Here is a 23,325-nt window from a genome sequence, read left to right on the forward strand (position 1 = left end):
AGTTCAGACGTGTGCTCTTCCGATCTGAGCTGTGCGGGCTCCAGGACACTGCCCTGGGGGATCCGGCGGCCTTCCGGACAGCCTGCTCTCCCTCCAACGCGGTGCAGTCCCTCTGGAGCAGGACGCCGGGCACCTGGGGCAGGGGCTTCCTGAGCGCCTACTCCCCGGACCAGTTCGCCCTGCTGGAGGAGTACACGCCCTATGCCACCATATGGGCCCCCTACTATACCCTGCATAAAATCCTGGCCGGCCTGATCGACTGCCATCTGCTGGCGGGCAGCGCCAATGCCCTGTCCTGCGCCTGCGGCATCGCGGACTGGGTGCACGCCAGGCTCTCCGCCACCAGCAGGGAGCAGCGGGAGAAGATGTGGAAGATGTACATCGCCGGAGAGTACGGCGGCATGAACGAGTCACTGAGCAGGCTCTATGAAATCACGGGGAAAGCGGAGTACCTGGAGACGGCCCGGATGTTCGACAACGCCGCCCTGTTCCAGGGGCTGGCCCACGGCAGGGACACCATCACCGGCATCCACGCCAACCAGCACATCCCCCAGATCATCGGGGCCATGGAGGAATTCCGGGCCACCGGCGACCCCTGCTATTACCATCTGGCCCGGAATTTCTGGGAGCTGGTGGTGAACCGGTACATGTACTCCATCGGCGGCGTGGGGCGCGGCGAGAACTTCCGGGAGCCCGGGCTTCTGGCGAAGAACATCGAGGGCGGACGCAACTGTGAGACCTGCGCCACCTACAACATGCTGAAGCTCACCGGGATGCTGTACGGATACGCCCCGGACCACAGCGAGTACATGGACTATTACGAACGGGCCATGGCCAACCATATCGCGGCCAGCCAGAACCCCACGGTCAGGAAATCCGCCCACCACGGGGTGACCTACATGCTGCCCATCGGGCCCGGGGCCAGGAGAGAGTACGGCAACGACTACGACGACTTCACCTGCTGCCACGGCACGGGCATGGAGAACCATGTACGGTACGCCGAACATATCTATCACCATGGGCCGGAGGACACCTTGTACGTGAACCTGTTCCTGCCGTCGGTGTACGACTGGAAAGAAAAAGGCGTGGAGCTGACCATGGAAAGCCCCTTCCCCTCCCAGAGCTGCAGCATCAGGGTGCAGGTCACCGGGGACGGCGCAGCGCCTTCGTCCGGCCGGATCCCCCTGAAGCTGAAGGTGCGGATCCCGTACTGGTGCCGGGAGGCTTTCCGGATCCTGGTAAACGGCCAGGCCCTTCCCGGGGCGGCGCCTGGAGAAGGATATTATCCGCTGGAGAGGAGCTTCGGGGACGGGGACATCATCACGGTGGAGACGCCCTATTCGCTGCACCTGTGCTATACGGAAGACCCTTACGAGGGATATCCGGCGGCCAGCGTGATGTACGGGCCCCTGGTGATGACGGCTCTGAGCGGCGCCACGGATTGGATCCGGCTGAACCTCCCTCCGGCGCTGGAGGATGCTTTCGCCATCGGCTGGGAAGAAGGGATGCCCGTGCTGTGGTATGACGACCTGAAGTTCGTGCCCTCCTACGCGGCCCGGAACGCGGCGTATCATACTTATTTCCAGATCTGCCTGAGCTGAGGCTCCGGTCATACAATGTCTATGGGCGCGGGAATTTCTGCCTGACGGCAGCGCTTCCCGCGCCCATCCCATATCTCCGGTACACCAGTGCATGAATTCCCGAGTGCTGATTGCTCAAGGATTCATGCATCGGTGTACTAGCCTGTTCATCTGCCCAGTGCCTCTTCCTGCAGCCGGTCGAAGGCTTCCATGCACTGATCCACCGTATCGCCGCTTAACAGCTGCCTGACGATGAGACAGGTGTTCCCCCACTGCTCCACCTTCATCCCAGTGTTCGACCCCAGCACATAAATCCCCTCCTCGATCCTGTCGTTGAGAGGCTTCAGCGCAGGGACGCATTCCACGGATACGTTCCTGGAGGGCGAGATCACCCGGTTGGCCTCCGAATAGACCCGGAGCGCCTCATCGGATACCATGATATCCAGCACCCGCGCCGCGTCCTCCCCATGGACCGCGTCCGCGCCCACCCCGAAGCCTGTCATGGGCATCACCGGCATCTGCCCCAGGCTGCTGGGGAAACCGATGACCTGCATCTCGAAATCCGTCTTCCCGTATGCCGTCTCCGTGTTGGCCGCGCCCCAGTAGGCCATGACGATCGGGGTCTTCTGGGCCAGGAAATCCGCGCCCTCCCCCTCTATGGCCTCGCTGACCAGGGCTTTTTCGGCATCGATGTAGCCCAGGTCGATCATCTCCTGCAGGAATTCGAAGCCCGGGCGCATATAGTCGCTGTATCTGGCCTCCCCGCTGTTGAGGGCGGCGATCTCCGCCTCCGTGTTCCCGCCGTTGTAGAGGTCCGCATAGGCCTGGGCGAAGACGAAGGTCTCCAGCCACCATCGGTTGGCCCCCACAGGCGTCTCGATCCCGTTCTCCTTGAACACCCTGCAGCATTCCAGGAACTCCTCCGGCGTATGGGGCAGCTCCAGCCCATACTGCCTGAACATATCCATGTTGACGAAGAGCCCGTAAGCCACCACCTCCTGGGGTATGGCCACCAGCTTCCCGTCCACCGTGTTGGCGATCCTGATGATTTCCCGCAGGTTCTTCGCGCTGTCCAGCCCTGAGAGGTCCATCAGCTTCCCTTCCTCCCCCAGGGTCCGGATCGTATCCGGATTGAGCAGGTACAAATCGTCCATATCGTTGCGCGCCCTGTCCAGGGCCACCTCGTCATAGGTTTTGTCCTGATGGTCTTCCGCCGTATAGGTCTTGTACGCCACGGTCACCCCCAGCGCCTCCTCCGCCATGGCCACCGTCAGGTCCGAAGCGCTCCTGGCAGTGTTCTCCGCATCGGGAGCCGTCTTCTCCATAGGGCTGAACATATTGACTACGCGTTCCTCTTCATTCTCTGATTTTATCAGATTCTTCAGATCGTCCTTCTCCCCGCAGCCTGCCAGCGCCAAGACGGCGATGCCCGCCAGGCAGACGGCGATCCGCCTTCCGGATATCCCCTTTCCCCTGTTCTTCATGGCCGCACCTCCCATTCAAGCTTTACACAGGTATTCCGTCCTGATATATATACTGCAGACCGCCAGGATTTACAGTGGTGTCTCCGGAAAAGTACTTAGCTGGCGATCTGCAGTCGGGTTGCACTGCAAATTTAACCGGTGTACAGTATAGGATATTCACGATTCCCGTTTTGTGCACTGCGCCACTGCCTTCTTCAGCAGCTCCACATCCAGGGGCTTGGCCACATGGGCGTCCATGCCCGCGTCCCGCGCGGCCTTTTCATCCTCCGCGAAGGCATTGGCCGTCATGGCGATGATGGGGATGCGGGCCCCGTCCTGCCCCGCCAAGGCGCGTATGGCCCTGGCGGCGTCATGGCCGTTCATCACAGGCATCTGCACATCCATCAGGATGGCGTCGAACTCTCCCGCCTCCCCGTTCCGGAAGCGCTCCACCGCCAGGCGGCCGTTCTCCACGATTTCGCAGGAAGCGCCCTCCATCTCCAGGATCTCCTTCAGGATCTCCGCGTTGATCTCATTGTCCTCCGCCGCCAGGAAGCGCAGCCCCGCCAGGCTGTCCGCCGCCAGGGGCTCAGGCGCGCTCTCCCGGCCCACGTCCGCCCACAGCTCCGCCACCTTGTCCCGGAACGCGGAGACGAAGAAGGGCTTGGTGAGGATGCCCGTCCGCTCTGCGGAAAGCGCCTCCCCCACGCCCTCCGCCTCGCAGTCCGCCAGAATCAGGATCCGCGCCTCCGGCGCGGCCTCCCCAAGCTCTCTCACGCTCCGGGCGCTGTCCCGGCCGCAGACATCCCAGTCCAGCAGGAGAAGCTGGTAGTCCCCGCCGTGTTCCCGCAGCATGTCCGCGGCCTCCCGCACTTGTCCCACGGCATCCAGCCGCAGGCCCGTATCCCTCATGAGCTCTTTTATGTCCCCGCAGCACCCTTCGTCCGCCTCTATCACAAGGATGCCCGAAATCCCCCTCTTCTCCCAGAATTCCCTGTCCGCCTGCTCCTCCAGGATCCGTAGCTCCAGCTCTACACGGAAAATCGTTCCCTGATTCACCTGGCTGGACACATCGATGGTCCCGCCCATGAGCTCTACGATGCTCTTGGTGATCGCCATGCCCAGCCCCGTGCCCTGGACCTTGTTGGTGGTGCTGTTCTCCGCCCTGGTGAAGGCATCGAAGATCGTCTCCAGATATTCCGGGGTCATGCCGTAGCCGTCGTCCTCCACCTCGATCCGGATATGCGCATACTGGCCGGAGCGCTGCCCCAGCCCGATGATGCGGAACCAGATATTGCCCTTTTCCTGGGTGTATTTCACCGCATTGGACAGGAGGTTGAGCAGGATCTGGTTGATCCTGGTCTCGTCCCCCACCAGGCGCTCGTGCCGGATCCCCGTGACCTCCACATGGAGCGCCTGCCCCTTGGCCTTTGCCATGGGCCGGATAATCGCGTCCACGGAGGAGACCACATCGTTTAAGGCGAACTCCTCCAGGTTCAGTACCACCTTGCCGCTCTCGATTTTGGACACGTCCAGGATATCGTTGATCAGGCTCAGCAGATGCTGGCCCGAAGACATGATTTTCCTCGTGTATTCCCGTACTTTTGCCGGATTCTCCGCATCCGCCGCCAGAAGCGTGGTAAAGCCCAGGACCGCGTTCATGGGCGTGCGGATGTCGTGGGACATGTTGGAGAGGAACATGGTCTTGGAATTGCTGGCTATCTGGGCGGCCTGGAGGGCCTGGGCCAGCTGCTCGTTGTGAACCGCCCGCTCCTCCTCCCGCTCCTTGCGGACTTTGTCCTGCTGCCTCCAGTTCAGGTAATACAGAAGGACACACAGAAAGAATGCCGCCAGCATAGCCGCCACGACGATGAAAAGGTTCTGGTTCACCGTCTCCCCCTCCTGCTGGATGGCCTCCACCGGCACATAGCCCACCAGGAAAATCGTGCCGTCATTTACCGACCACATATAGATGAGGGCCCTGTCCCCCCGGATATCGTGGTAGAACAGGATATCCTTCCCGCCCTCCAGGCTCTCCTCCACATCGGCCTGGATCCCCGCATCGCCGATGTCGTTGGCCCGGTAGAAATCGTCCAGGTTCAGATGGCCCGCGCTGCGCTGCCCCATGCCCTTGGGCTTGAGGACGAAGCGCTCGCTCTCCGCGTCCATGATATACAGCGAGGCCTGTTTCCCATAGAAGCCGTTGGGCAGTGATTTATCGATGGTATCGTATATATATTCCACATAGAGCGTCCCTATCTCCTGCCCCTGCCTCTCCACGGGGCATTTCATGGTATAGGCCCATGTCCCCATGTAGTTCAGGTAGGACTGGGAGACCTGCATTCCCGCCACGGTCCCGCCGGCAGTAAAATCCAGCCCCTCCTCCGTGAAGGGTTCCCCGGTGCTGGAGATGCCCTCCGTCTCTCCGGCAGGAATCAATGATATCCTGGCCATCATATGGTTCTTCTCATAGGCCAGGATATACTCCTCCGGATTCTCCATCCTGGCCAGATCCTGGGCGATCAGCTCCTGGAACTCCGCCTCGTTCACCAGAATGGCCTCAATGGTGCATTCGATCAGGTCCAGACTCTCGCTGAGGTTCTGTATGGCCGCCGTGGACATCTCCCGGGACAGCCTCCGGGATATGGCATAAACTATGGTTCCGAAAATGCAGAAGACCAATAAAATAGAGAGCAGAAGGGAAGGCCTTCTCCTCTTTTCCCTTCTGTCAGGCTTCTCTTTCATAGGCACTCTCCGTTCCGCCCTCCGGAGGGAGGCGCCCCTCCCTCACAGGACAGAAAAACCCTGCCGCTCCCTGTGGCAGGGTTTTCATAGCTACTTACATATTATACCATTTCCTCTATTTTTGTGTCAAGGGGTACGGCGACAGTCAGAGGGCAGTTCGAACCGGGTCTTTACCGGATAATAGTCCAGGACCACGTAGAACACCCTCCGGTCGATCCGCTCCCACTGCTCCCGGGTGAACTGCTGGTCCGTCATGGCCATGGGCAGGACGATCTCCACGCCCTCCCCTTCCTCCAGCCGGGGCCTGAGCGACTCTAACCGGGGATTCAGCAGGTACATCAGCTCCATGTCGAACTGGTTCCCCCAGGCCCCTGACTCGAAGGCCATGCCGGTCAGGTCCGGCATTTGGGCGGCATCGTCTGTCATGGCCTGGTCTGCCCCTGTCTGATCCGTCCCGGCTTTTGTAATTGTCAGTGTAATCAGTCCTATCCGCTCCCGGCTCACCGGATATTCCTCTCCCGCTTCATCCAGCAGAAGGCAGAATCCCGGGCAGAGCGCATGGAGAATCTCCCCGTCCGACCACCGCCAGTCCTGAAAGGTGACAGTATAATCTCCAACCTGAACGGAGTCCCCCAGTCCGCAGGTCTGCTCAATGGGGCCCGGATATCGGGCATTGATCCAGTACAGGCGGCCGCCGATTCCGGCGAATGCTGTTGCAGACAGCATGATTCCTATGATTCTCAAGATTTTCCGTGTCATATCCGCACTCCTCCTTTCTCTCCGGTCTTCAAAGGTTTCAGAGGCTTCAGGACAGTTTTCGCCCCGATGCCGGAACCGCCCCGGCGGGCGTAAAGACCCCGTCCTCCACCCGGTAGATTCGGTCCGACAGCGTCTCCAGCTCCTCCCTGTCATGGCAGGCCAGCAGAATCAGGCAGCCGCCCTGGCGGTGTCTGATGATGATGTCCCGGATCAGGCGGCATCCCTCCTGATCCAGGCCGTTGAAGGGCTCGTCCAGCACCAGCAGGCCGGGAGATTCCATGATGGCACAGGCGATTCCCAGACGCTGGCGCATTCCCAGGGAATACTTCCTCACCTTCCGCCTGTCCTTTGGATCCAGGCCCACCTGCTCCAGCGCCGCCGCCACTTCCTCCGGCCCGGCCTTGCCCCGGAGGGCGGCCAGAAGCCGCAGATTGTCGTACCCTGTCCGATCCGGCAAAAAGGCGGGCGTCTCCAGGAGCATCCCAAGCTCTGGCGGGAAATCCCGCCCTTCGCCTATCGTGATATCGTCTATTTCTATTTTCCCCTCCGTCAGGCGGATCAGACCGCAGACGGCGCGCATCAGCATGGTCTTTCCGGAACCGTTCTTCCCCCAGAAGCCGTAGACCGCGCCGCTTTCCAATGTCATGTTCACGTCTTTGAGCACCTTGGCTCCGTGGATTTCTTTTGACCCGTGGGTTATGGTTATCTTCATCATTATCCTCTCTTAAAAATCCTGTTTTCGTCAGCCTCCACGCAAGCCGTCCGCAGCGCACATACAACAGAAAGCTCTTTTTCCATACTCCTCAAAAGAGGTCCTTCCGCCCTATCCACACTGCCCCCAGGGCCAGCGCCCCGACGCTCCAGGCTGCGCAGAGGAACAGGCAGTTCTGGAAGCAGATCTCCGGAATCCCTGACAGGAAGTCCTGCCGCAGAAGCATGGAGAAATTGCCAAAAAGCCAGGGGGAGGCCCAGAATACAGAGGCTGTCAGATATCCCAGCGTCAAAAACAGGGACAGGGCAGGCCCCAGGGCCAGAGAGGCCACCAGCTGGGCCAGGCATAGCGCCAGGGACACCAAAACGGGCTGGCCCCACCAGCGCAGGAATATCTCCCAGCCCCCCAGCTCCGCCAAATCTATCCCGTATCGGTCGGTCAGGAATCCCTGAGACCGGCCCGGACTTTTTATTGACGCGCTTCCTGCCGCCATGTTCTCACCTGCCAGGCTCTCAGTTGACGTGCTTTCTGCCGCCATGCTCTCGTCTGCCAGGCTTTCAGTTGACGTGCTTTCTATCGCCATGCTCTCGCCTGCCAGGCTCTCAGTTGACGCGCTTCCTGCCGCCATGCTTTTATCCGTCAAGCCTTCCGTTGCCGGACATCCCGCCTCGCCTTCTATGCGCAGGCCCCCCGCATTCCCGCTCTCCGGTGCCAAGCCTCCCGTAGCCAAGGCGCACACAGCCACCGTCGCTGTCAGCAGCAGATAATACCCCGCCACGGTGCAGCCCACCCAGACTGCCTTGCCAAACAGCCAGTCCCTGCGCCTGCCCGCCCGCACTATAGCCTGGCCGCCGCTGCGGGCAAGGTCTCCCGCCGGATAGGACACGGTCAGGAACAGCAGATAGCCCTGCAGCATCAGCCAGGGCACCGGCAGCTCGAACTTCCCCGTCTCCGACAGGAAATACTCCGGCATCCCCTGAAGCAGAAAGCCCAAATACCCCAGTACCCCTGGGGCCTGCACTCCCGGGACTTGCTCCCCTGCGGCCTGCATCCCCAGGACTTCCCCGGAGGCTCCCGGCATGGAGCAGCCCTGCACGGCCATGACGGCGAAATAAGCCTGCACCAGCGCCGCCCCCAGCCACTTCAGCCGGGTGCTCCGATATCCGTAGCTCAAGTCGTACCAGACCAGCCTTCCCAGGCGGATTCCCGCAAAATGCTTCTTCGTCCTGCTATTTCTGCCTTTTCTGTTTTTTCCGTCTTTTCTGTCCCTCATGTCCTCACAGCAGCCCCCTCTCCGCCCTCCGGAATCCGGCAAAGAAACCGGCTCCCCCGGCCAAAAGCAGCGCCAGCTCCCCCAGCAGCCAGGGCCACCGGGGCACAAAAAGCTGGCTGGGCCGCAGAAATCCCGCCGGGCACGCGGCCAGCTGCAGCGTGGTGGTCCCCAGGGCATAGAAGAACATGTACGCCAGGAAAGGCGCCAAAAGAACGGCAAACCGATTCCTCGTGAACAGGGAGGCGCACAGGGAAAGGGTGGTGAACAGCCCGAAAAATATCCCGTCCATCCCCAGGTACAGGCACAGGTACAAAAAGGGATGGGCATAGTAAAGGCCTCCCAGGAACCCGTCCGCCCCGATCGGGAAAAGCCCCAGCCCTGCCTGGGGCCTCACCGCCGGGAGGAACAGGCTCGTCATCAGGAAGTCAAAGGCCAGCGGCAGGACGGCCACCGCCGCTCCGCTTAAGAAAACCGCCAGATATTTCGCCCGCAGATAGGGCTTCCATCCCTGCCTGGACGCCGCCTGGCTCCCGTAGCCGCTGGCGCAGTCGTAGGCAAAGCTTCCGCTGTGGGGAAGGGCGCAGAGGATGGGGATCCACATGAAATACACCGTGGCCTGGAGGGAATAGTTCTCTCCGCCCATCCATTTGCCGTAGGAGGACAGGGGGTAGTCCCCGCTAACCACATAGCCCCTGACAGGCAGCACATACTCCCACAGATGCCAGAGGCTCAGGGCGCAGCCCACGGCCAGCGCGGCTGCCATGCGGCGGTTGCGAAACGCCCTGTCCAGCTCGAATTTCAGATTTTTTGCCATCCCTATTCCACCTTTACGCCCAAATCGATAAAAAAGCTGCCCTCATTGTCGCTGTCGAACTGCTTTACATGGTAGTAGAGTTCATAGGAGCCCACCGCCCCCATGCGCTCCGCCAGGGTATCATCCGCCCCTGTCATCCTTCCACAGCCCTCTATCACCCAGCCCACCTCGCTGGTGACGGACTCCCCGGGCTCCAGCCCCCAGTGGTGGAAATCCTGCGGGCCGCCTTCCTCCCAGTACAGGTCATAGTAGACCACATCGTTGGACCAGTCCAGCGTGTTCAGGGAAGCGCCGATGACGGAAATCCCGCCGGCATTCCGGTTGATTTCCCGGAATTCGTCCGTGGTGTTGGTGAAGGTGATGGTCAGGAAGAGATACTTGAAATCCCCCAAAAGGTTCCCCTGGCTGTCCGTCTCCACGTCCGGCATATAGTTCTGCAGATGCTCCAGGTTCCTGTCCCCGAAGCTCTCCGTGTACTCCACCTTCTCGATTTTATAGGAGATGCCCCAGGCTGCCGCGGAATCGGAGAGGGACAGGATGTTCTCCTGCCGGGTGAACAGCTCTTCGGCCTCGTATACCTCCAGCGCGTCGGTATCCGTGGCCGCAGGCTTCCCGGCCTCCGTCCGGGCCTGGCCGCCCCCTTCCGGGCCCCGGCCTCCCGGAGCCCCGGAATCTGCCGTGCCGTCCCCGGATCCGCCGCCCGTTTCGCCTGTCCCGGCTCCCGCGCCGGCGTCTTCCGCCCCTGCGCCTCCTGTCCCTGCTCCGGAGACACCGTCCCCCCAAGCCGCGGCTGCCGTCCCGCCGGGTTTCGAAGAAGCCGTGTCGGCACATCCTGACAGCAGTGTCATAACCAGGGCCGCCGCCATTGTCTTTATCCATCTTCTCTTCATTTTCCACAATCTCCTTCCCGTATCTTCGCTCCCCGCGGCTCTGGCCCGGAAGCTTACGGCTATGATACGGCAGCCCTTTACAGGAAATCCCCCAAAAAATGCAAAAAAATTGCAAAGACCGCGATGAGTCTTTGCAACCTGCCTCCTTACCGCCACCCCTCCGGCGGCCAGAACCGATAGCCGCAGATTTCCTTTTCTACAGCGTCATAGTACAGCACCAGGCTCCCCTTTCCCATGACGCACACTGCGGCGGCCTCCCTCTCGTCGCCGCAGACCTGCCAGGTGCCGCGCTCACAGCACTCCCACAGCGGTATCTGCGGCGGCAGCTCCTCCTGCCGCTCCGCCTGCGACAGCAGGGAGACGTAAAGCCCGTTCACCCGGAGCCAGTATTCCGGGCAGTCCTCATAAATCCTGTCGATTTCCTCCGTGTAAGCCCGCAGTCCCTCCTTCTCTCCTCGGCACAGCCCCTGAAGCGCCAGGAACGCCTCCTCCATCTCCGCCCCGGTAGGCTCCCGCTCCGTCCGGCAGCACGCCAGGAAAGGCAGCAGCCCCTCGTCCATGGCCATGGAAAGACGGCATTCCCTGCCTTCCTTTTCCACCGATGCCTCCATCAGATACCAGCTTTCCTCCCCTGCGCTCAAAAGGCCCTCCCAAAAGCTCTCGTCCTCCTCCAGCCCCATCAGCCCGAAGACCCGCTCATACACCTGAAACCCCACTTCCTCCTTATGGCATCTCACAAGATCTTCCATGACTTCCCGGGACATCTCGTCCCCTTCTTCTCCCCAGGGATGCCAGAGCGTCTCCATGAACTGCCCCGGAGCCGTCTCCAGGCTCCCCGGCAGGGCCTCCTCTTCCTCCACGACGCCCTCCGGGCGGAAGACGGCAGAGTAGGCAAGAGGGAGCAGGAAAATCCCGGCAGCCAAAATCCCGGCAGCGGACACCGCCGTGAACAATCGCCATCCCAGGCCGCATGCTCTTCTGTTTTCCCTCAGCCGTATATCCTTCATGCCCTGTGCCCTCCCCGGCCTACCCTGTCAGCCGCTGCCCCCATTATAATCCCTCTTCCCCGGAAACACAATGAAAACCTGTCCGGATTCCGGAACCAGTGGGGCACCGAAATCCCCGGTGCCTCCGCCAGCACATATCCGGAAGACGGAAGCCATTCCTCCACGCTTCTCCTGCACAGCCGTACATCTATCGTAGCGGGATACTTGCACCGCTCCGTCCCGCATGCCACATAGGTGTGGGCGGGAATGGCGATGTCCTCAAACCGCGCGGCTCCTCTGCCGGAATACATGTACCCCATTTTCATCTGATAATACTCCGGATATTCTGACAGCCCGGCAGGAGGGCTTTCATGAAAATATGAGCAAATAGAAGTGGAATAAATATTTTTTCTCTGTTATAATAGCCCTTAGATAATAGAATTAGCTCTTCAATTCTATTATAGCCCTTAGATAATAGAATTAGCTCTTCAATTCTATGTATAGCCCTTAGATAATCAGATTTGGAGGAAGTCTCTTATGTTAAAGCGATTAACCAGCGCAAAGGAATACATGGATTTCATCAATGAAATAAACCGCGACCCGAATTTCAGCGACCCCATGCTCAGCAACGAAGAGCAGATACGCGGCAATCTATTGGATGCCCCGGACAAGCCCTCAAACCAAATCTGGGGCGTTTTCGAGGAAGCGCAGATCACCGGCCTGTTCGTGTTCCTGATATTGGAGGAGGAATCCTATATCGAAATGCTGGTAGGCCTGTCCCGCAGCCCAAAGGCCTATGAAGAGATGCTGTCCTTCCTGAAGGGGACTTACAAAGGCTGCCTGGCCGATTTCGTCTATAACCCGGGCAACCATCTCCTCCATAAGCTGTTGCTGGATGAAAAATCCGAATTCGAGACCGAACAGCAGAAAATGCTGCTGAAAAGAGAAGTCCCCTGCCAGAGCAGCCTTCAAGTGGAACTGTACAGCCCGAAATACAGGGAACAATATATCGCCATACATTCCAAAGAAGGCTATTGGACCGCGGAAAAGGTCATAGACGCCCCCGACAGGTTCCGCATCATCCTGGCCATAGAACAGGACGAGGTAGTGGGCTATATCGACATCACCCATAAGTTTGAGGAAAACGAGCCTTTCGATGTGTTCGTCAAAGAAAACTTCCGCCGCAAAGGATACGGAAGGGCCATGCTGGCCAAAGCCATCGAGCTCAACAGGCCCAGACAGATGATGCTTTTGGTGGACGCCGACAACGCTGCTGCGATCTCCCTGTACGAATCATTGGGCTTCGTCAAGGCCGTGGGCGAAAACAACTTAACGGCGCATGTTTCGCTGTGAACATGCGCCCTGCTCCCCATGCGGCAGCGAGACGATGGCTAAACCACGGCTTCCACAATCGTCTTTCCGCCGATGGAGAGCTCCTTCACCCGATCCTGTCTGTCTCTCCCTGTGAAAACACGTCACTGGTGATGGCCTCCTTCGCCATGAACAGATTCAGCAGACACATCTCAAAAATACGGTTCGCAACAGCCACATGCCCGTCTTCTTCCTTTAAGAATCCAAACATGACACCGAGATTGATGGACTTCTCCTCCGGGCTGAAGGGTATCCGCTTTCCACGGTACAGAATGTCCTCTATCATGCTGCGCAGCTCCGGATAGAGATCGAGCTGCTTTGCCATGCTTTCGAACAAAGGCATGTTTTCTTTTAAAAGAATCGCCACCGCCCGCTCCACGCTCCTCTTTGACCAGGGCGCCGCCGAATCCTCATGCCCCTCTTCCCGGGGAAGCTCTTCACTGATGCACTTACAGATAGCGGAAACCAGCACCGGATAGCCCGACGTATACGCGTAGATTTCCTCCGCCACCGCCCTGATGTCCATCCCTGTGTGATGATCGGCCTCATATCCCCCCAGCATGTCGGCAATCTGTGCTGCCGAAAAGCTCATGTCAACCTTAAACTTTGCGGCGATATTCCATGGGCTATTATACTGATGCTCCTTTTCGGGGCGCAGCCTCAGCTTCAGATTCTTGATATCATATACCCCTGCAAGTATCACGGAATGAAAAGCCGGCATCTTATCCCGCTTCAGATAATACCCCCTAATCTGTGCCAGGAAATCAAGAAATACCTGATTGTTCGATGCACTGTCAATCTCGTCGATCATCAGCACAATGGGCTTTGGCGCAGCCCTGCACATCCCGCTCAGCCGGACGAACAGCTCGTTCAGGCTGCTGTTTACCGCCTTATCCGTAAGCTCCTTCAAAGGCTTCCGCAGATCTTCCCTGCTGTCTGCCCCCGCCAGGGCAAGCCCCTCCAGCACAGCGCCGGCAAAAACACGCACAAAGGCGGCCTCGTCCGCAAAGTCCTCTGTGCCCATCAGCTGGAAATCCAGCGCCAGGACGATATATTCCTCCTTCAGGTACCGCTCCAATGCATTCAGGGTCGTGGTTTTTCCATATTGCCGTCCTCTGTTTACGACGAAATATTTCCTTTTGTCAACCAGCTCCGTTTTAATCCAGGCAAGCCTGTCGTCAAGCCGCACCATATAATGCTCTTCCGGTCTGCATACCCCTTCTGTATTGAAATGTCTCATCCCCTCTTCGCCTCCAATGTTGTACCGTCCATAATCATTCGCTTTCACGCTTTTTCCCCGCTATCACAATGACATCCCCCCACATCCGCTTCCATTCGGCCCGGGCACCGTGCGGCTGCCATGCGGAAAAGCCGGGCGGCTCATCGTTCTGAAATGCCGATGCTTTCAGGGGTATCTGGATTAGGCAAAAACAGCGACACTGTCGTTCCTATGCCCTCCCTGCTCTCTATCTGCAGATTGCCCTGGTGCGCCTCCGCAATGGCCCTGCACAGGGACAGGCCGATGCCGGAGCCTCCGCTCTGCCGGGAGCGGGCCTTGTCCACCATGTAGAAGGCCTCGGTCACATGCCCCAGCTGCTCCCGGGGGATGCCGATTCCGTAATCCCGCACCCTTATCACCGCCCTGCCGTCTTCCTTCTCCAGGCTGACGTCGATCCGCTGATTCTCCCCTTTCAGCGCGGACGCCTTCAAGGCATTGTCCAGAAGGTTCAAAAGCAGCGACATCAGCAGCTCCCCATCGGCCTGCACAGTCACCGGCACGAGATCTTTCCGGATCGTGCACCGCCGCTTACGGCACACAGGCTCCAGGGCCTGCACCGCCTTCTCCGCCAGCTCTCCCAGGTCCACCGGGTGCAGCACCAGCGCCGTCCCCTGGAGGGACACCAGCTCCATCAGCTTGGAGGACAGGGATTTCAGCCGCCGGGCCTCCGCCGCGATGATGGACGCGCATTCCCGGCGCTCCTCCTCCGGCATATGGCTTTTGATAGTCATGATGTCCGCAAAGCCCAGAATGGAAGTCAGCGGTGTCTTCAGCTCATGGGCCATGTTGGCGATGAAGGTCTCCCTGCTGGCCGCCAGCGCCTCCACCTTCCGGATATTGTCCTGGATTTCCCCGGACATGGCGTTCATATGGCGGGACAGCTCCCCAATCTCGTCATGCCCTCCCGCCGGAACCCGGTATCCGTACTCTCCGGCCGCGATCCGCTCCGTGGCCGCCTCCAGGCGCTTCAGGGGCCTTGTCAGTCCCAGGATGGAGAGAAGCAGCGCCGTCGCTATGGCCAGGGAGACTCCTCCGCACATCCACTGGCAGAACCGCAAGTCCTCCCCGAACCGGCGGAACAGGTCCGATACGTCGCCGGACACCTGCACACGGTAGAAGCGCCCCTCCCAGAAGGCCGTGGCAGCGGAGCCAATCCACCAAATCCCCTCCCGCTCCTCCAGTGCGGTGGCCCCTCCGGCGGCCTCCCTTGGAAGCCGGGCAGCGGAAAAGCCGTCTGTCTCTATGGGCATGATGCTGATATCGTACTTCTGTGATTCCCCTGCGCCTTTTCCGCCGTCCCGGGCCGGAGCCTGCTCCCGCGCTTCGCCGGAATCCATCCTGAAGGCCCTTCCGTCCGACTGACTTCGGAACTCCTCCGATGCAAGGCAGAATTCCGCAAACAGGCCCTGCAGCTCCCTCTCCGTCAGCAGCAGCCGCCCGCCGTCATCCTTTTCCTCCTGGATCAGATGTCCTATCTGGGCCATGGCGCTGTCGCGGACGGTCTGCACCTTTTCCTTTGCCAGCAGAAGGGCATTCCTGTGGTTCCGGGCCAGCAGCAGCAGGGAAATAGCGCTGGCGGCCAGGGCCGTCAGGAACAATGTCAAAAGGAAGATTTTCTGCCAGAGCCTCATGCCATCCCCCCCTTTCCGAAATCTGGCGCAAGCCTCCCCCTCAGATGGCCAAACAGGCGCACCCTCGGCGCGACAGAGCCTGCATCCCATGCCCTCCGCACGGCACACTGACTCCACAGCTTCACATCTTCAGCAGCTTGTAGCCATAGGTGGGCACAGTCACCAGGCGGCCCTGGAGCCCCAGCTTCCTGCGCACCTGCTGCACATGGGTGTCCACTGTCCGGGTCTCCCCCTCGAAGGCGTAGTCCCAAACGGCGGACAGCAGCCGTTCCCTGGAGATGACGATGTCCTGATGCCGTATGAAGAAGACAAGGACGTCGAATTCCTTGGGCGACAGCGCCACGGCCTGGCCGCCCTTTTCCACCGTATGCCTTTCGGCATCCAATGTGATGTCTCCGTAGGCGAGCACCGTCTCAGCCTTATGGTGGCGCTTCATCACCAATTCAATCCGCGCCAGCAGCTCCAGGGCCTCAAAGGGCTTCACGATATAGTCCTCCGCCCCGGATTTAAGTCCCTGCACCTTGTGGGCCACGTCCTGCACCGCGGTCAGGTATATCACAGGGACTCCTGAGCCCTTCACGCTCTCCATCACCTGGAACCCGTCCAGCCCCGGGAGCATCACATCCAGAAGAATCAGGTCGAAGCCCCCGCCGCAGGCCCGCTCCACCGCCGAGAGGCCGTCGCTGCAGATTTCGCTGTCGTAGCCGCCCATGGTCAGGCAGGTCTGGATATATTTTGCAATATTGCTGTCGTCTTCCACAATCAGTATCTTACAGGACATCTCCCATCCCTCCGCTCATATGGCATCCGTCATGCGCTTCTCCGCCCCGATCCTTTTCCCGATATACGATCCTCCTGCGCAGCTGTGGGAATATCATGGTGGGATACTTGCACCGCTCCGTCTCGCATACCACATAGGTGTGGGCGGGAATGGCGATGTTCTCGAACCGCGCGGCATCCTCGGCATTTCCAAGCTCCTCCTCCAGATGCTCCCTCTCCCACTCCTGAAGCCTGGCCGCGATATAGAAATCGTACCCCTCCTCCCGGAAATTCGTCATGACTCCATAGCTGGTCACCGGGTCTCCCGCAAGCCCTTCAGCGCATACTGGTTCAGCCTGGTGGTCACATAGAACGCTTCCTCCTGGGCATCCCGCTCCGCGGGGCTTCCCGTAAAGAACCTCTTGTAGCCCGTGAGCACCATCTCCGGCTTCTCTTCTATCCTGTAGTCCATGCTGCTGCCTCCTTCCAATGATATCCGGATGGACAGGCGGGCAAAGGAGCGAAGCCTGGCCCCCGGCTCGCGCGCAGCCGACGGCGTGATACCGTGGAACCTGGCGAATGCTTTGGCGAAGCTGTCCGGGCTCTCGTACCTGTACTTCACCGCCGCGTCGATGACCCTGATCTTGTCGGCCGCCAGCTCCATCCCCGCCAGGGTCAGCCTGCGGCTGCGGATATACTCCCCCAAGGTATAGCCGCACAGGATGCTGAACACCCTCTGGAAATGATAGCTGAAGGAAAAGCCTGTCCTGGCTATCTCCTCATAATCCAGCTCCTCCGTGATGTGGTCTTTGATATAGTCGATGGCCCTCTGTATCCCTACGACCCACTCCATTCATCGCTCCCCCAGGCCGGCATATCCCCGCGCCTGACCCGTCCGTCTTTTTTGTCTCCGATTGTTCTGTTGCTTTTACCATGGTATGGAGACATTATACCGGAAGAAAACGCCCTGCGCCCGACTTTCCCTGCGGATGGGTGACGGTATGCACTTTTTATGCGGAATGCAGGCGGCCCCAGGCTAAACCACCGCCTCCACCCGGCTGATGATTCCCTTGTCCTTAAGGACCTTGATTTTCTGGGAAACGGTTTTTCTGCTCACTGTCAGCCTGTCAGCTATCTCAAGGATTTTCTTTTCGCTTTCCGTTAAAGCGCCATATGTTTTATCAGTCACCTTTTTGGTCACCTTTTCAGTCACTTTTTCAGTCACCTTTGCGCTTTGCAGCGCTTTGAACTTCACCATGATATCCCCGCCATGGACAATGCAATATCCCCTCTGCAATCCTGCACAAAGAGGAACACTTCCCAGGCTTCCTTAGCGTGCTTGAAGTCCTCCATGCCCAAGAAATAAGCCGCAAACAGGATTTCTATGCATTCCATCACCCAGGGGATTGCAGCCTTTTCTTCCGCGGACAGGCGCGTTATGCTCTCATAGCCCTCGATGGCGGCTCTCACGTTTTCCGTCCATTCCTTTTTGGTGAAAGCCTCCTCAGTCTCTTCCGCCAGCAGCCCTGTCAGGAAGTAGCAGATGTCGAAAATCCTGATGTTCCTCTGGCTCAGGTCGAAGTCGATATATCCCGACAGCTCGCCTTCCGAGAACAGGAAATTCCCGAAATGCACGTCTCTGTGGATCAGCTGTTTCGGCAGAAATTCATACACGTTTTCCAGGGATTCCACTGCCCTCGCACAGGCTTCCCTGTCTACTGTCTTCCACTCATCCCGGGCCAGGTTCTCCCACACCCATCCCTTCATCTCGTCCAGCAGGCTGTTGTCCCAGAACCCGATCTCCTTCTCGCATTCCAGAAACGCTTTGTGCAGCCGGGCTATGGCGCAGCCCATTTTCCGGGCCATCTCCTTATCCTTACTATCCGTGATGTTGCTGCCCTGCAGCTTCCGGGTCAGGAAGAAATAGAAGCCCTCCTGTTCCGCATATTTTTCCCCTGTTTTGGTGGGCAGGATTTCCGCAACCGGGATATGGCATCCCGCCAGAATCTCAGATATTTTTATGTTCCTTTCCAACTGATTCCTGTCGCTGTATGCCTTCATCACATAGGCATGATCGACTTCCCAGGCTGTGTTATAAATCTGGGATATCTGCCGGATTTCCATTCCCCATAATGGCAGAATCTGTTCTATCTTCTCTTTCATTTTCCGATGTTTTCTCCTCTCCCCGGCGAGAATCCTTCTGACGCTTGGCTCCGCTGGATGGTATAGGATTCCAGGCTGTCCGCTGGTTCTGCTTTACAGATGCTTGCGGTAGATATGGTGGTTGCGCTTCATGGGCATGCGATTCCATAATCTCTTATCAGGGAAACGGCAATCTCTCTCGCCACCGCGCTGGATACCTCCCGATCCGCTGTCTCCCCCAGATAGACGCAGAAGTAGACCCGGTGCCCCACATCCGCGAATCCCGCATACCAGGCGTCCACCACGATGCCATCGGATTTTCCCATGCCCGTTTTTCCATAGACAGAAAAGGGCTCTGCGCCGGTCTCCGGAAGGAACATGACCTCTTCCAGAGCCGCCAGGATGTCCGGAGGATATTCGGAGGCCTGGCCGAAAATCCGCTCCAGGACTTGGGTCTGTTCCCTGGGCGAGATTTTCAGGGAGGACTCGATCCAGAAGCCGGTCAGGGCCGGATTGCTGTTGTTGTTATTCAGATGGCCCTCCCAGTCGGATATGTCGCAGTTTCCATATTGCAGAAGTTCCAGGGCGTCCTGTATGGCCTCAGAGCCTATGTCGTCAATCACCTGTCGGTAATACCACACGCATGAGGTGCGGAAAGCGGTGGGAAAATCAATATCCTGGTTCCAGTCATCGCTCCAGAAAGCCTCGCCGCTCCATGGGCGGGTGGAATCCTTTCGGTCAATGGCACCGCTCTCCAGCCCCACCAGGGATGAAATAATCTTGAACGTGGAGCATGGGGAGCGGCGGGTGTCCGCCAGATCTTCGTTGTAGATCTGGAACGTATTTCCATCCGGGTCAAAGATGACTGCCGCACCGTTCAGATCGCCGAAATAGGAGCTCCAATCCGGACGAAGCGTTGTCGCAGGGGGCACATCCGCAGGCTCTTTTGCGGCTTCCGGAACGGCTCCGGCAGAAAGGGCATCCTTTTCCTCCGAATCTGCCGGGGCTTCTGTCTCATTTGGGGCATCCGTCTGCGTCTGCGTTTGCATATCATTTAGAGCCACCGGCTCTGTTTCTGTCCGGGGCGATGACGATTCCTCATGTTCCGCCGCGCATCCGGATAAGATTGCAGACAGCAGGAACACAGGAATAACCAGTCTCGTATATCTCATATGGCAAAGTCTCCTCACTGAATCATTAACTCCCTTAAATCCCCCCAGACTCATTTTCCTTCGTCCTCCCGGATTCTCTCCAGGACATTCCTTCCAGGGTACAGTGCATCTTCTTATCCACTTCCATTCTAGCAAACACAAAGAAGAAAGGCAATGCCATATTTCTGCCGAAAGGCCTCGCATCATTCAACCAAAATGGAAAATGGCAGATTTCCATTTAATTTCTGGAAAACCGCTCCGAAATGTGGTATTTTTTTATTAGAGCAGCCCTCATCAAAGGCGTTTGCAGCCTTCGCAGTGGGGTATTGTATACAAAAAGATAAAGGGGCATTTCTCATGAATGAAAGACGGAACAGCAACTGGAAACAGATATTGACAGGATGGTTATCTGCATTCCTGCTATTTGGCACGATAAATGGTCGTCCGGGAATGCCTCCGGCAAATGCGGCAGGGGCAGCGGTACAGGTGACGGAGGGGCAGGAAGGACAGGAGGGCCTGGAGGGCGAGCCGGAGGCCCATGTATGCTGCGAGCTAGAGGAAGAAAGGACACAAAGAGACTAATACTTAAGTTCGACCGAGAATTCTTCCAAAAATGCTCTTCTTAAAGCAGGCGCATTGCGGAAAAGCCCCACCGAATCGTTCAATGCACAGGACTGCACTGCCGCCAGGACAGCCTCTTCTGTACGCGATGCCTCCGCCAAAACCTGGGAATAGTAGAACAGATAGCCACCAAGATGATTTATGTTGCATTTCAACATGGCAATGTCAATACGTTCATATAGCGCAATCAGCTCGGCATGACGATTCTGCCGGTAAAGCGTCTGGCAATATCGCAGGTACACATTCATCAGAAACGTATTCAGGAAAAGAACATCCAGCCTGTTCTTTTCCACATAATGCAGAATATGAGAATAATACAAAGTCGCCGTCCCCTGCTCCCCTGCCGCCTGGTAGCTCTGGGCCATGAGGTTCAGGATGGACAGCTCCTGCCAGGTCAGGCGGCAGCCGGAGAGATTATAAATGTCAAAATCCGGCAATGTCAGCCCCAGCGCTTCCGACAGCCTAAAGATTCTTTCCCTTGGATCCTCCGGCTCGTAAGCAATGTCCACCAGGTACTCCTGGCGGTAAAGCGCACTTTCCCCATCGACCAGCCGTTCCATCTCCGCCTGATACTCCCGACGCGTCTCTTTGGGCAGCAACTGGTCGTGAATCAACTTGAACTTCAGATCATAAAATCTCGCATCCTTCTCGCTTCCCCAGAAAGTAAACGCCCGCTCCGATATGCCCAGCCGCTGCAGCAGGGCCTCTGCCAGAGCGATGTCCGGCTGGAGGTCTCCGGCCTCTATCTTAGACAGCTTGGACGCGCTGCACAGCCCCCGGCAAAGGGTCTGTTGGGAGATTTTCTGTTCTGTGCGGAGCTCCCTGATCAAATCTCCAAAGGTATAGATGTCCGGTGAGTCCGTATCATAGACGCCGTCGGCCAGCCCTGCGCCGTCCATCCCGTGAAACGGATACGCCTTCAGGGGCGCCGCCTCCAGACTGCGCATATATTCCGTCACCAGGAAGTCCGTCCTCTGGCACAGATACTCCCTGCAGACAGCGGCATAGCAGCTGTCCACCGCCTGGGCTGAGTAGAATACCGCTTTCAGGAAGACATCCGCCCTGTCCGGATTTCCCAGATGATGGTGGCACAGGCCTGTCAGAAAGCATAGTTCGAACAGAGGCGCGCATTCCACGTTCCCAGCCATCCTGTGCCGGTGGAAGTCCGCCGTCTCCAATCCTGCGGCATACTCCCCCATGGCAATCAGGTACTTGGCATATACCACGGCATCCTCCGCCTGCATGCGCTCTTTCTCCAGATAAGTGAATTTACTATTGGCCAGATATTCCGCAATCTGTCTGTGGATGGCAAGGCAGCCATCCGGCCTTCCCAGATACAGCTCCTCCTGGGCCAGCGCCGTCAGGAGCCTGATTTCAATCTGGGACAGCATCAGATGCCGGAAATCGGACAGGCAGATGTCAGGGCGCGTGATATGCAGGGCATCCAGAAGGGCATCATAAATCGATTGGTGGGAGCCGCAGTATGAGCGGAACTGCAGCCTGCACTGGAGCAGCAGCCATTCCTGGCAGTACAGCCTGTTGTCCGCCCAGCCCATCTCCTCAATGCCTCTGAGCTCGTCCCAGGCCCTGGGAAGCTGCCACGCGTCCAGATAAAAGCCCGCGCGTTTCAGGCGATAGTAGCAGTCGAAGTCATCCCTTCCCGCGAAGACCGGAAAGCGGTGGCAGGGCGCGCCGGCACGCTCCATCAGCGCCTGGAAGGTCGCAGGGCTCACCCCCGACACCCCGGTCTCTATCCTGGACAGGGCCTGCAGGGAGCAGATGCCGTCGGCCAACTGCTCCTGCGTCAATCCGGCCTTCCGCCTCGCCTCCCGGATGATGTCTTTCGTGCTGCGAACTCCCATTTCAGAGTATTCCTTTCTCTTTTTTACATTTATTATAATATCGATTCCAGTATAATTCAACCAAAATGGAAACAAAAATATTTCCTGTGGATTGCTGGAAAAAGAGCACAAATTATTGTATTATAGTAGATATTATGTATTGGCATGAAACGGAGGCAACTATGCATATCAGACAGAAAACCCACAGCAAGAATCCCCCTAATGCCCTTTCCCGGCGAGCCCTTCGGTGGGCGGTCTTATTTCCGGCCTTAGTTCTGGCACTGACCGGCTGCGCCGTTGGCGGCAGCGAAGAAAGCGACTCCCCCTATGTCTACGAGACCCAGTTCCACTCCCCCGAGGGCGGCGTGGAGGACTTCACGGTATCCGGCGATTCTGTCTACTACAGCACCTTCGACGGAGAATTCTACCAGTGGACACCGGGCGGGGAGACCAAGAAGCTGGACATAGAGCCCTTTATGGAGGAGACTGACAGCCGTCTCCTCCAGGCGGACCTTCAGGGGAACCTGTATGTCTTCTATCGTGTGCCGAATCCGCCGAATTCCGCTTCCTACTATCTGGTAAAATACGATGCCGCAGGAAAGGAGCTGGCCAGGCAGAACGTCTCCCTGCTCACCAGCCAGTTCTCCCCCTACGAGACGGCAGTAGATGGGGAGGGGCGGCTATATCTCAAAGGGATAGATAAGCTCCTCCTGTTCGATGGAACCTGCAACTATGTAGGGACGTTGGAAGCTCCCGAGGGAGAAAATCCAATCTGGCTCACAGGAGACGCCGCAGGCCATGTGTACTGCGACCTGTACAATTCCCAGGATAATGATATCATACGGGAGGTCGTCTGGGGCGGGGAGGCATCCGGGGACGGCCAGGGCGGTTCCCCGCAAGATTCCCAAACCGCCTCCTTCGGGGATTCCCTTGGCGAGACTGTGCCCGGAAGCTATCTGGCGGCCTATGGCGAGGACCGCTTCCTGACCTACGGAGACAACGCCCTCTACCTCTATGACGCGGCGGCAGATACCCAGAGGTTGCTGCTGCAATGGGCGAGCTGCGCCATCGATCCCGCCAGCGTGGAGCGCATCGCCACGCTGGCGGACGGGCGCATCGTGGCGCGCCTTGAGGAGGATCAGGGCAGCGGCGAGCTGGCCGTGGTGACGGAAGTCCCCAGGGATCAGGCCACTGAAAAAGAGACCATCACCCTGGGCGTCCTGCAGGCCGGCAACAGCCATCTGCTGCGCTGTATCTCCCAGTTCAACAGGCACTCCCCTGACTGCCGCATCGAAATCAGGGAATATT

At 58.4% G+C, this 23,325-nt stretch carries 21 protein-coding genes; 3 read left to right on the forward strand and 18 right to left on the reverse strand.

The window, feature by feature from the left end; translation table 11 throughout:
* Window positions 1–1,747: 1,747 nt before the first annotated feature.
* The 9 genes from Q2B33_RS02710 to Q2B33_RS02750 form a co-directional block, all read right to left on the reverse strand.
* The gene (locus Q2B33_RS02710) at window positions 1,748–3,064 is read right to left on the reverse strand and encodes an ABC transporter substrate-binding protein (RefSeq protein WP_300783606.1); all 1,317 of its coding nucleotides are present in this window, start codon (window positions 3,062–3,064) and stop codon (window positions 1,748–1,750) included.
* A gap of 156 nt (window positions 3,065–3,220) precedes the next feature.
* Entirely contained in the window at window positions 3,221–5,788 is a 2,568-nt protein-coding gene (locus tag Q2B33_RS02715) for an ATP-binding protein (protein ID WP_300783607.1), read from the reverse strand.
* A gap of 126 nt (window positions 5,789–5,914) precedes the next feature.
* Window positions 5,915–6,547, reverse strand: a complete 633-nt coding sequence (locus tag Q2B33_RS02720; RefSeq protein ID WP_300783608.1) for a hypothetical protein — start codon at window positions 6,545–6,547, stop codon at window positions 5,915–5,917.
* Between the two features lie 46 nt (window positions 6,548–6,593).
* Entirely contained in the window at window positions 6,594–7,262 is a 669-nt protein-coding gene (locus Q2B33_RS02725; protein WP_330686557.1) for an ATP-binding cassette domain-containing protein, read from the reverse strand.
* An 88-nt stretch (window positions 7,263–7,350) separates the two neighbouring features.
* Entirely contained in the window at window positions 7,351–8,532 is a 1,182-nt protein-coding gene (locus Q2B33_RS02730; protein WP_300563949.1) for a hypothetical protein, read from the reverse strand.
* Between the two features lie 4 nt (window positions 8,533–8,536).
* The gene (locus Q2B33_RS02735; RefSeq protein WP_296473929.1) at window positions 8,537–9,346 is read right to left on the reverse strand and encodes a hypothetical protein; all 810 of its coding nucleotides are present in this window, start codon (window positions 9,344–9,346) and stop codon (window positions 8,537–8,539) included.
* A 2-nt stretch (window positions 9,347–9,348) separates the two neighbouring features.
* Complete coding sequence (locus Q2B33_RS02740; RefSeq protein WP_300563952.1) at window positions 9,349–10,236, reverse strand: hypothetical protein; 888 nt, start codon at window positions 10,234–10,236, stop codon at window positions 9,349–9,351.
* A gap of 146 nt (window positions 10,237–10,382) precedes the next feature.
* Window positions 10,383–11,243, reverse strand: a complete 861-nt coding sequence (locus Q2B33_RS02745; RefSeq protein ID WP_300563954.1) for a hypothetical protein — start codon at window positions 11,241–11,243, stop codon at window positions 10,383–10,385.
* Complete coding sequence (locus tag Q2B33_RS02750) at window positions 11,240–11,548, reverse strand: hypothetical protein (protein ID WP_300563956.1); 309 nt, start codon at window positions 11,546–11,548, stop codon at window positions 11,240–11,242. The genes Q2B33_RS02745 and Q2B33_RS02750 overlap by 4 nt, the downstream gene beginning before the upstream one ends.
* Before the next feature lie 211 nt (window positions 11,549–11,759).
* On the opposite strand from Q2B33_RS02750, the gene Q2B33_RS02755 reads away from it, so the two are divergent.
* Window positions 11,760–12,575 (forward strand): GNAT family N-acetyltransferase, encoded by an 816-nt coding sequence (locus Q2B33_RS02755; RefSeq protein WP_300563958.1) that lies wholly within the window; start codon window positions 11,760–11,762, stop codon window positions 12,573–12,575.
* A gap of 85 nt (window positions 12,576–12,660) precedes the next feature.
* Here Q2B33_RS02755 and Q2B33_RS02760 read toward each other — a convergent pair whose 3' ends face one another.
* From Q2B33_RS02760 to Q2B33_RS02795, 8 genes are all read right to left on the reverse strand, one after another.
* Window positions 12,661–13,833: an AAA-like domain-containing protein gene (locus Q2B33_RS02760; protein WP_300563960.1), complete on the reverse strand. Its 1,173-nt coding sequence runs from the start codon at window positions 13,831–13,833 to the stop codon at window positions 12,661–12,663.
* A gap of 140 nt (window positions 13,834–13,973) precedes the next feature.
* Window positions 13,974–15,503 (reverse strand): cell wall metabolism sensor histidine kinase WalK, encoded by a 1,530-nt coding sequence (locus tag Q2B33_RS02765; protein WP_300563962.1) that lies wholly within the window; start codon window positions 15,501–15,503, stop codon window positions 13,974–13,976.
* 121 nt (window positions 15,504–15,624) lie between these two features.
* Entirely contained in the window at window positions 15,625–16,284 is a 660-nt protein-coding gene (locus tag Q2B33_RS02770) for a response regulator transcription factor (RefSeq protein ID WP_300563964.1), read from the reverse strand.
* The gene (locus tag Q2B33_RS02775; protein WP_300563966.1) at window positions 16,274–16,579 is read right to left on the reverse strand and encodes a hypothetical protein; all 306 of its coding nucleotides are present in this window, start codon (window positions 16,577–16,579) and stop codon (window positions 16,274–16,276) included. Before Q2B33_RS02775 ends, Q2B33_RS02770 begins: the two co-directional genes overlap by 11 nt.
* Window positions 16,576–17,115, reverse strand: coding sequence for a helix-turn-helix domain-containing protein (locus tag Q2B33_RS02780; RefSeq protein WP_330684708.1), 540 nt, complete (start codon window positions 17,113–17,115; stop codon window positions 16,576–16,578). The genes Q2B33_RS02775 and Q2B33_RS02780 overlap by 4 nt, the downstream gene beginning before the upstream one ends.
* Window positions 17,116–17,298: 183 nt before the next feature.
* Window positions 17,299–17,520, reverse strand: coding sequence for an ArsR family transcriptional regulator (locus Q2B33_RS02785; RefSeq protein WP_300563968.1), 222 nt, complete (start codon window positions 17,518–17,520; stop codon window positions 17,299–17,301).
* The gene (locus Q2B33_RS02790; protein WP_300563970.1) at window positions 17,514–18,425 is read right to left on the reverse strand and encodes a phosphotransferase enzyme family protein; all 912 of its coding nucleotides are present in this window, start codon (window positions 18,423–18,425) and stop codon (window positions 17,514–17,516) included. The genes Q2B33_RS02785 and Q2B33_RS02790 overlap by 7 nt, the downstream gene beginning before the upstream one ends.
* A gap of 128 nt (window positions 18,426–18,553) precedes the next feature.
* Window positions 18,554–19,576, reverse strand: a complete 1,023-nt coding sequence (locus Q2B33_RS02795; RefSeq protein ID WP_300563972.1) for a penicillin-binding transpeptidase domain-containing protein — start codon at window positions 19,574–19,576, stop codon at window positions 18,554–18,556.
* A gap of 195 nt (window positions 19,577–19,771) precedes the next feature.
* Between Q2B33_RS02795 and Q2B33_RS02800 the strand changes: the two genes are divergently transcribed.
* On the forward strand, window positions 19,772–20,137 hold the full coding sequence (locus Q2B33_RS02800; protein ID WP_300815789.1) for a hypothetical protein: 366 nt from the start codon (window positions 19,772–19,774) through the stop codon (window positions 20,135–20,137).
* On the opposite strand, the gene Q2B33_RS02805 is transcribed toward Q2B33_RS02800, so the two are convergent.
* Window positions 20,134–22,038 (reverse strand): helix-turn-helix domain-containing protein, encoded by a 1,905-nt coding sequence (locus Q2B33_RS02805; RefSeq protein WP_300563976.1) that lies wholly within the window; start codon window positions 22,036–22,038, stop codon window positions 20,134–20,136. The two genes, Q2B33_RS02800 and Q2B33_RS02805, sit on opposite strands and share 4 nt — an antisense overlap.
* Window positions 22,039–22,199: 161 nt before the next feature.
* Here Q2B33_RS02805 and Q2B33_RS02810 point away from each other — a divergent pair.
* Window positions 22,200–23,325: hypothetical protein (locus tag Q2B33_RS02810; RefSeq protein WP_300784540.1), on the forward strand; the 1,126-nt coding region annotated here is incomplete at its 3' end.

Origin of the sequence: uncultured Acetatifactor sp., from assembly GCF_948601915.1 — a bacterium.
Classification (GTDB): domain Bacteria; phylum Bacillota; class Clostridia; order Lachnospirales; family Lachnospiraceae; genus Acetatifactor.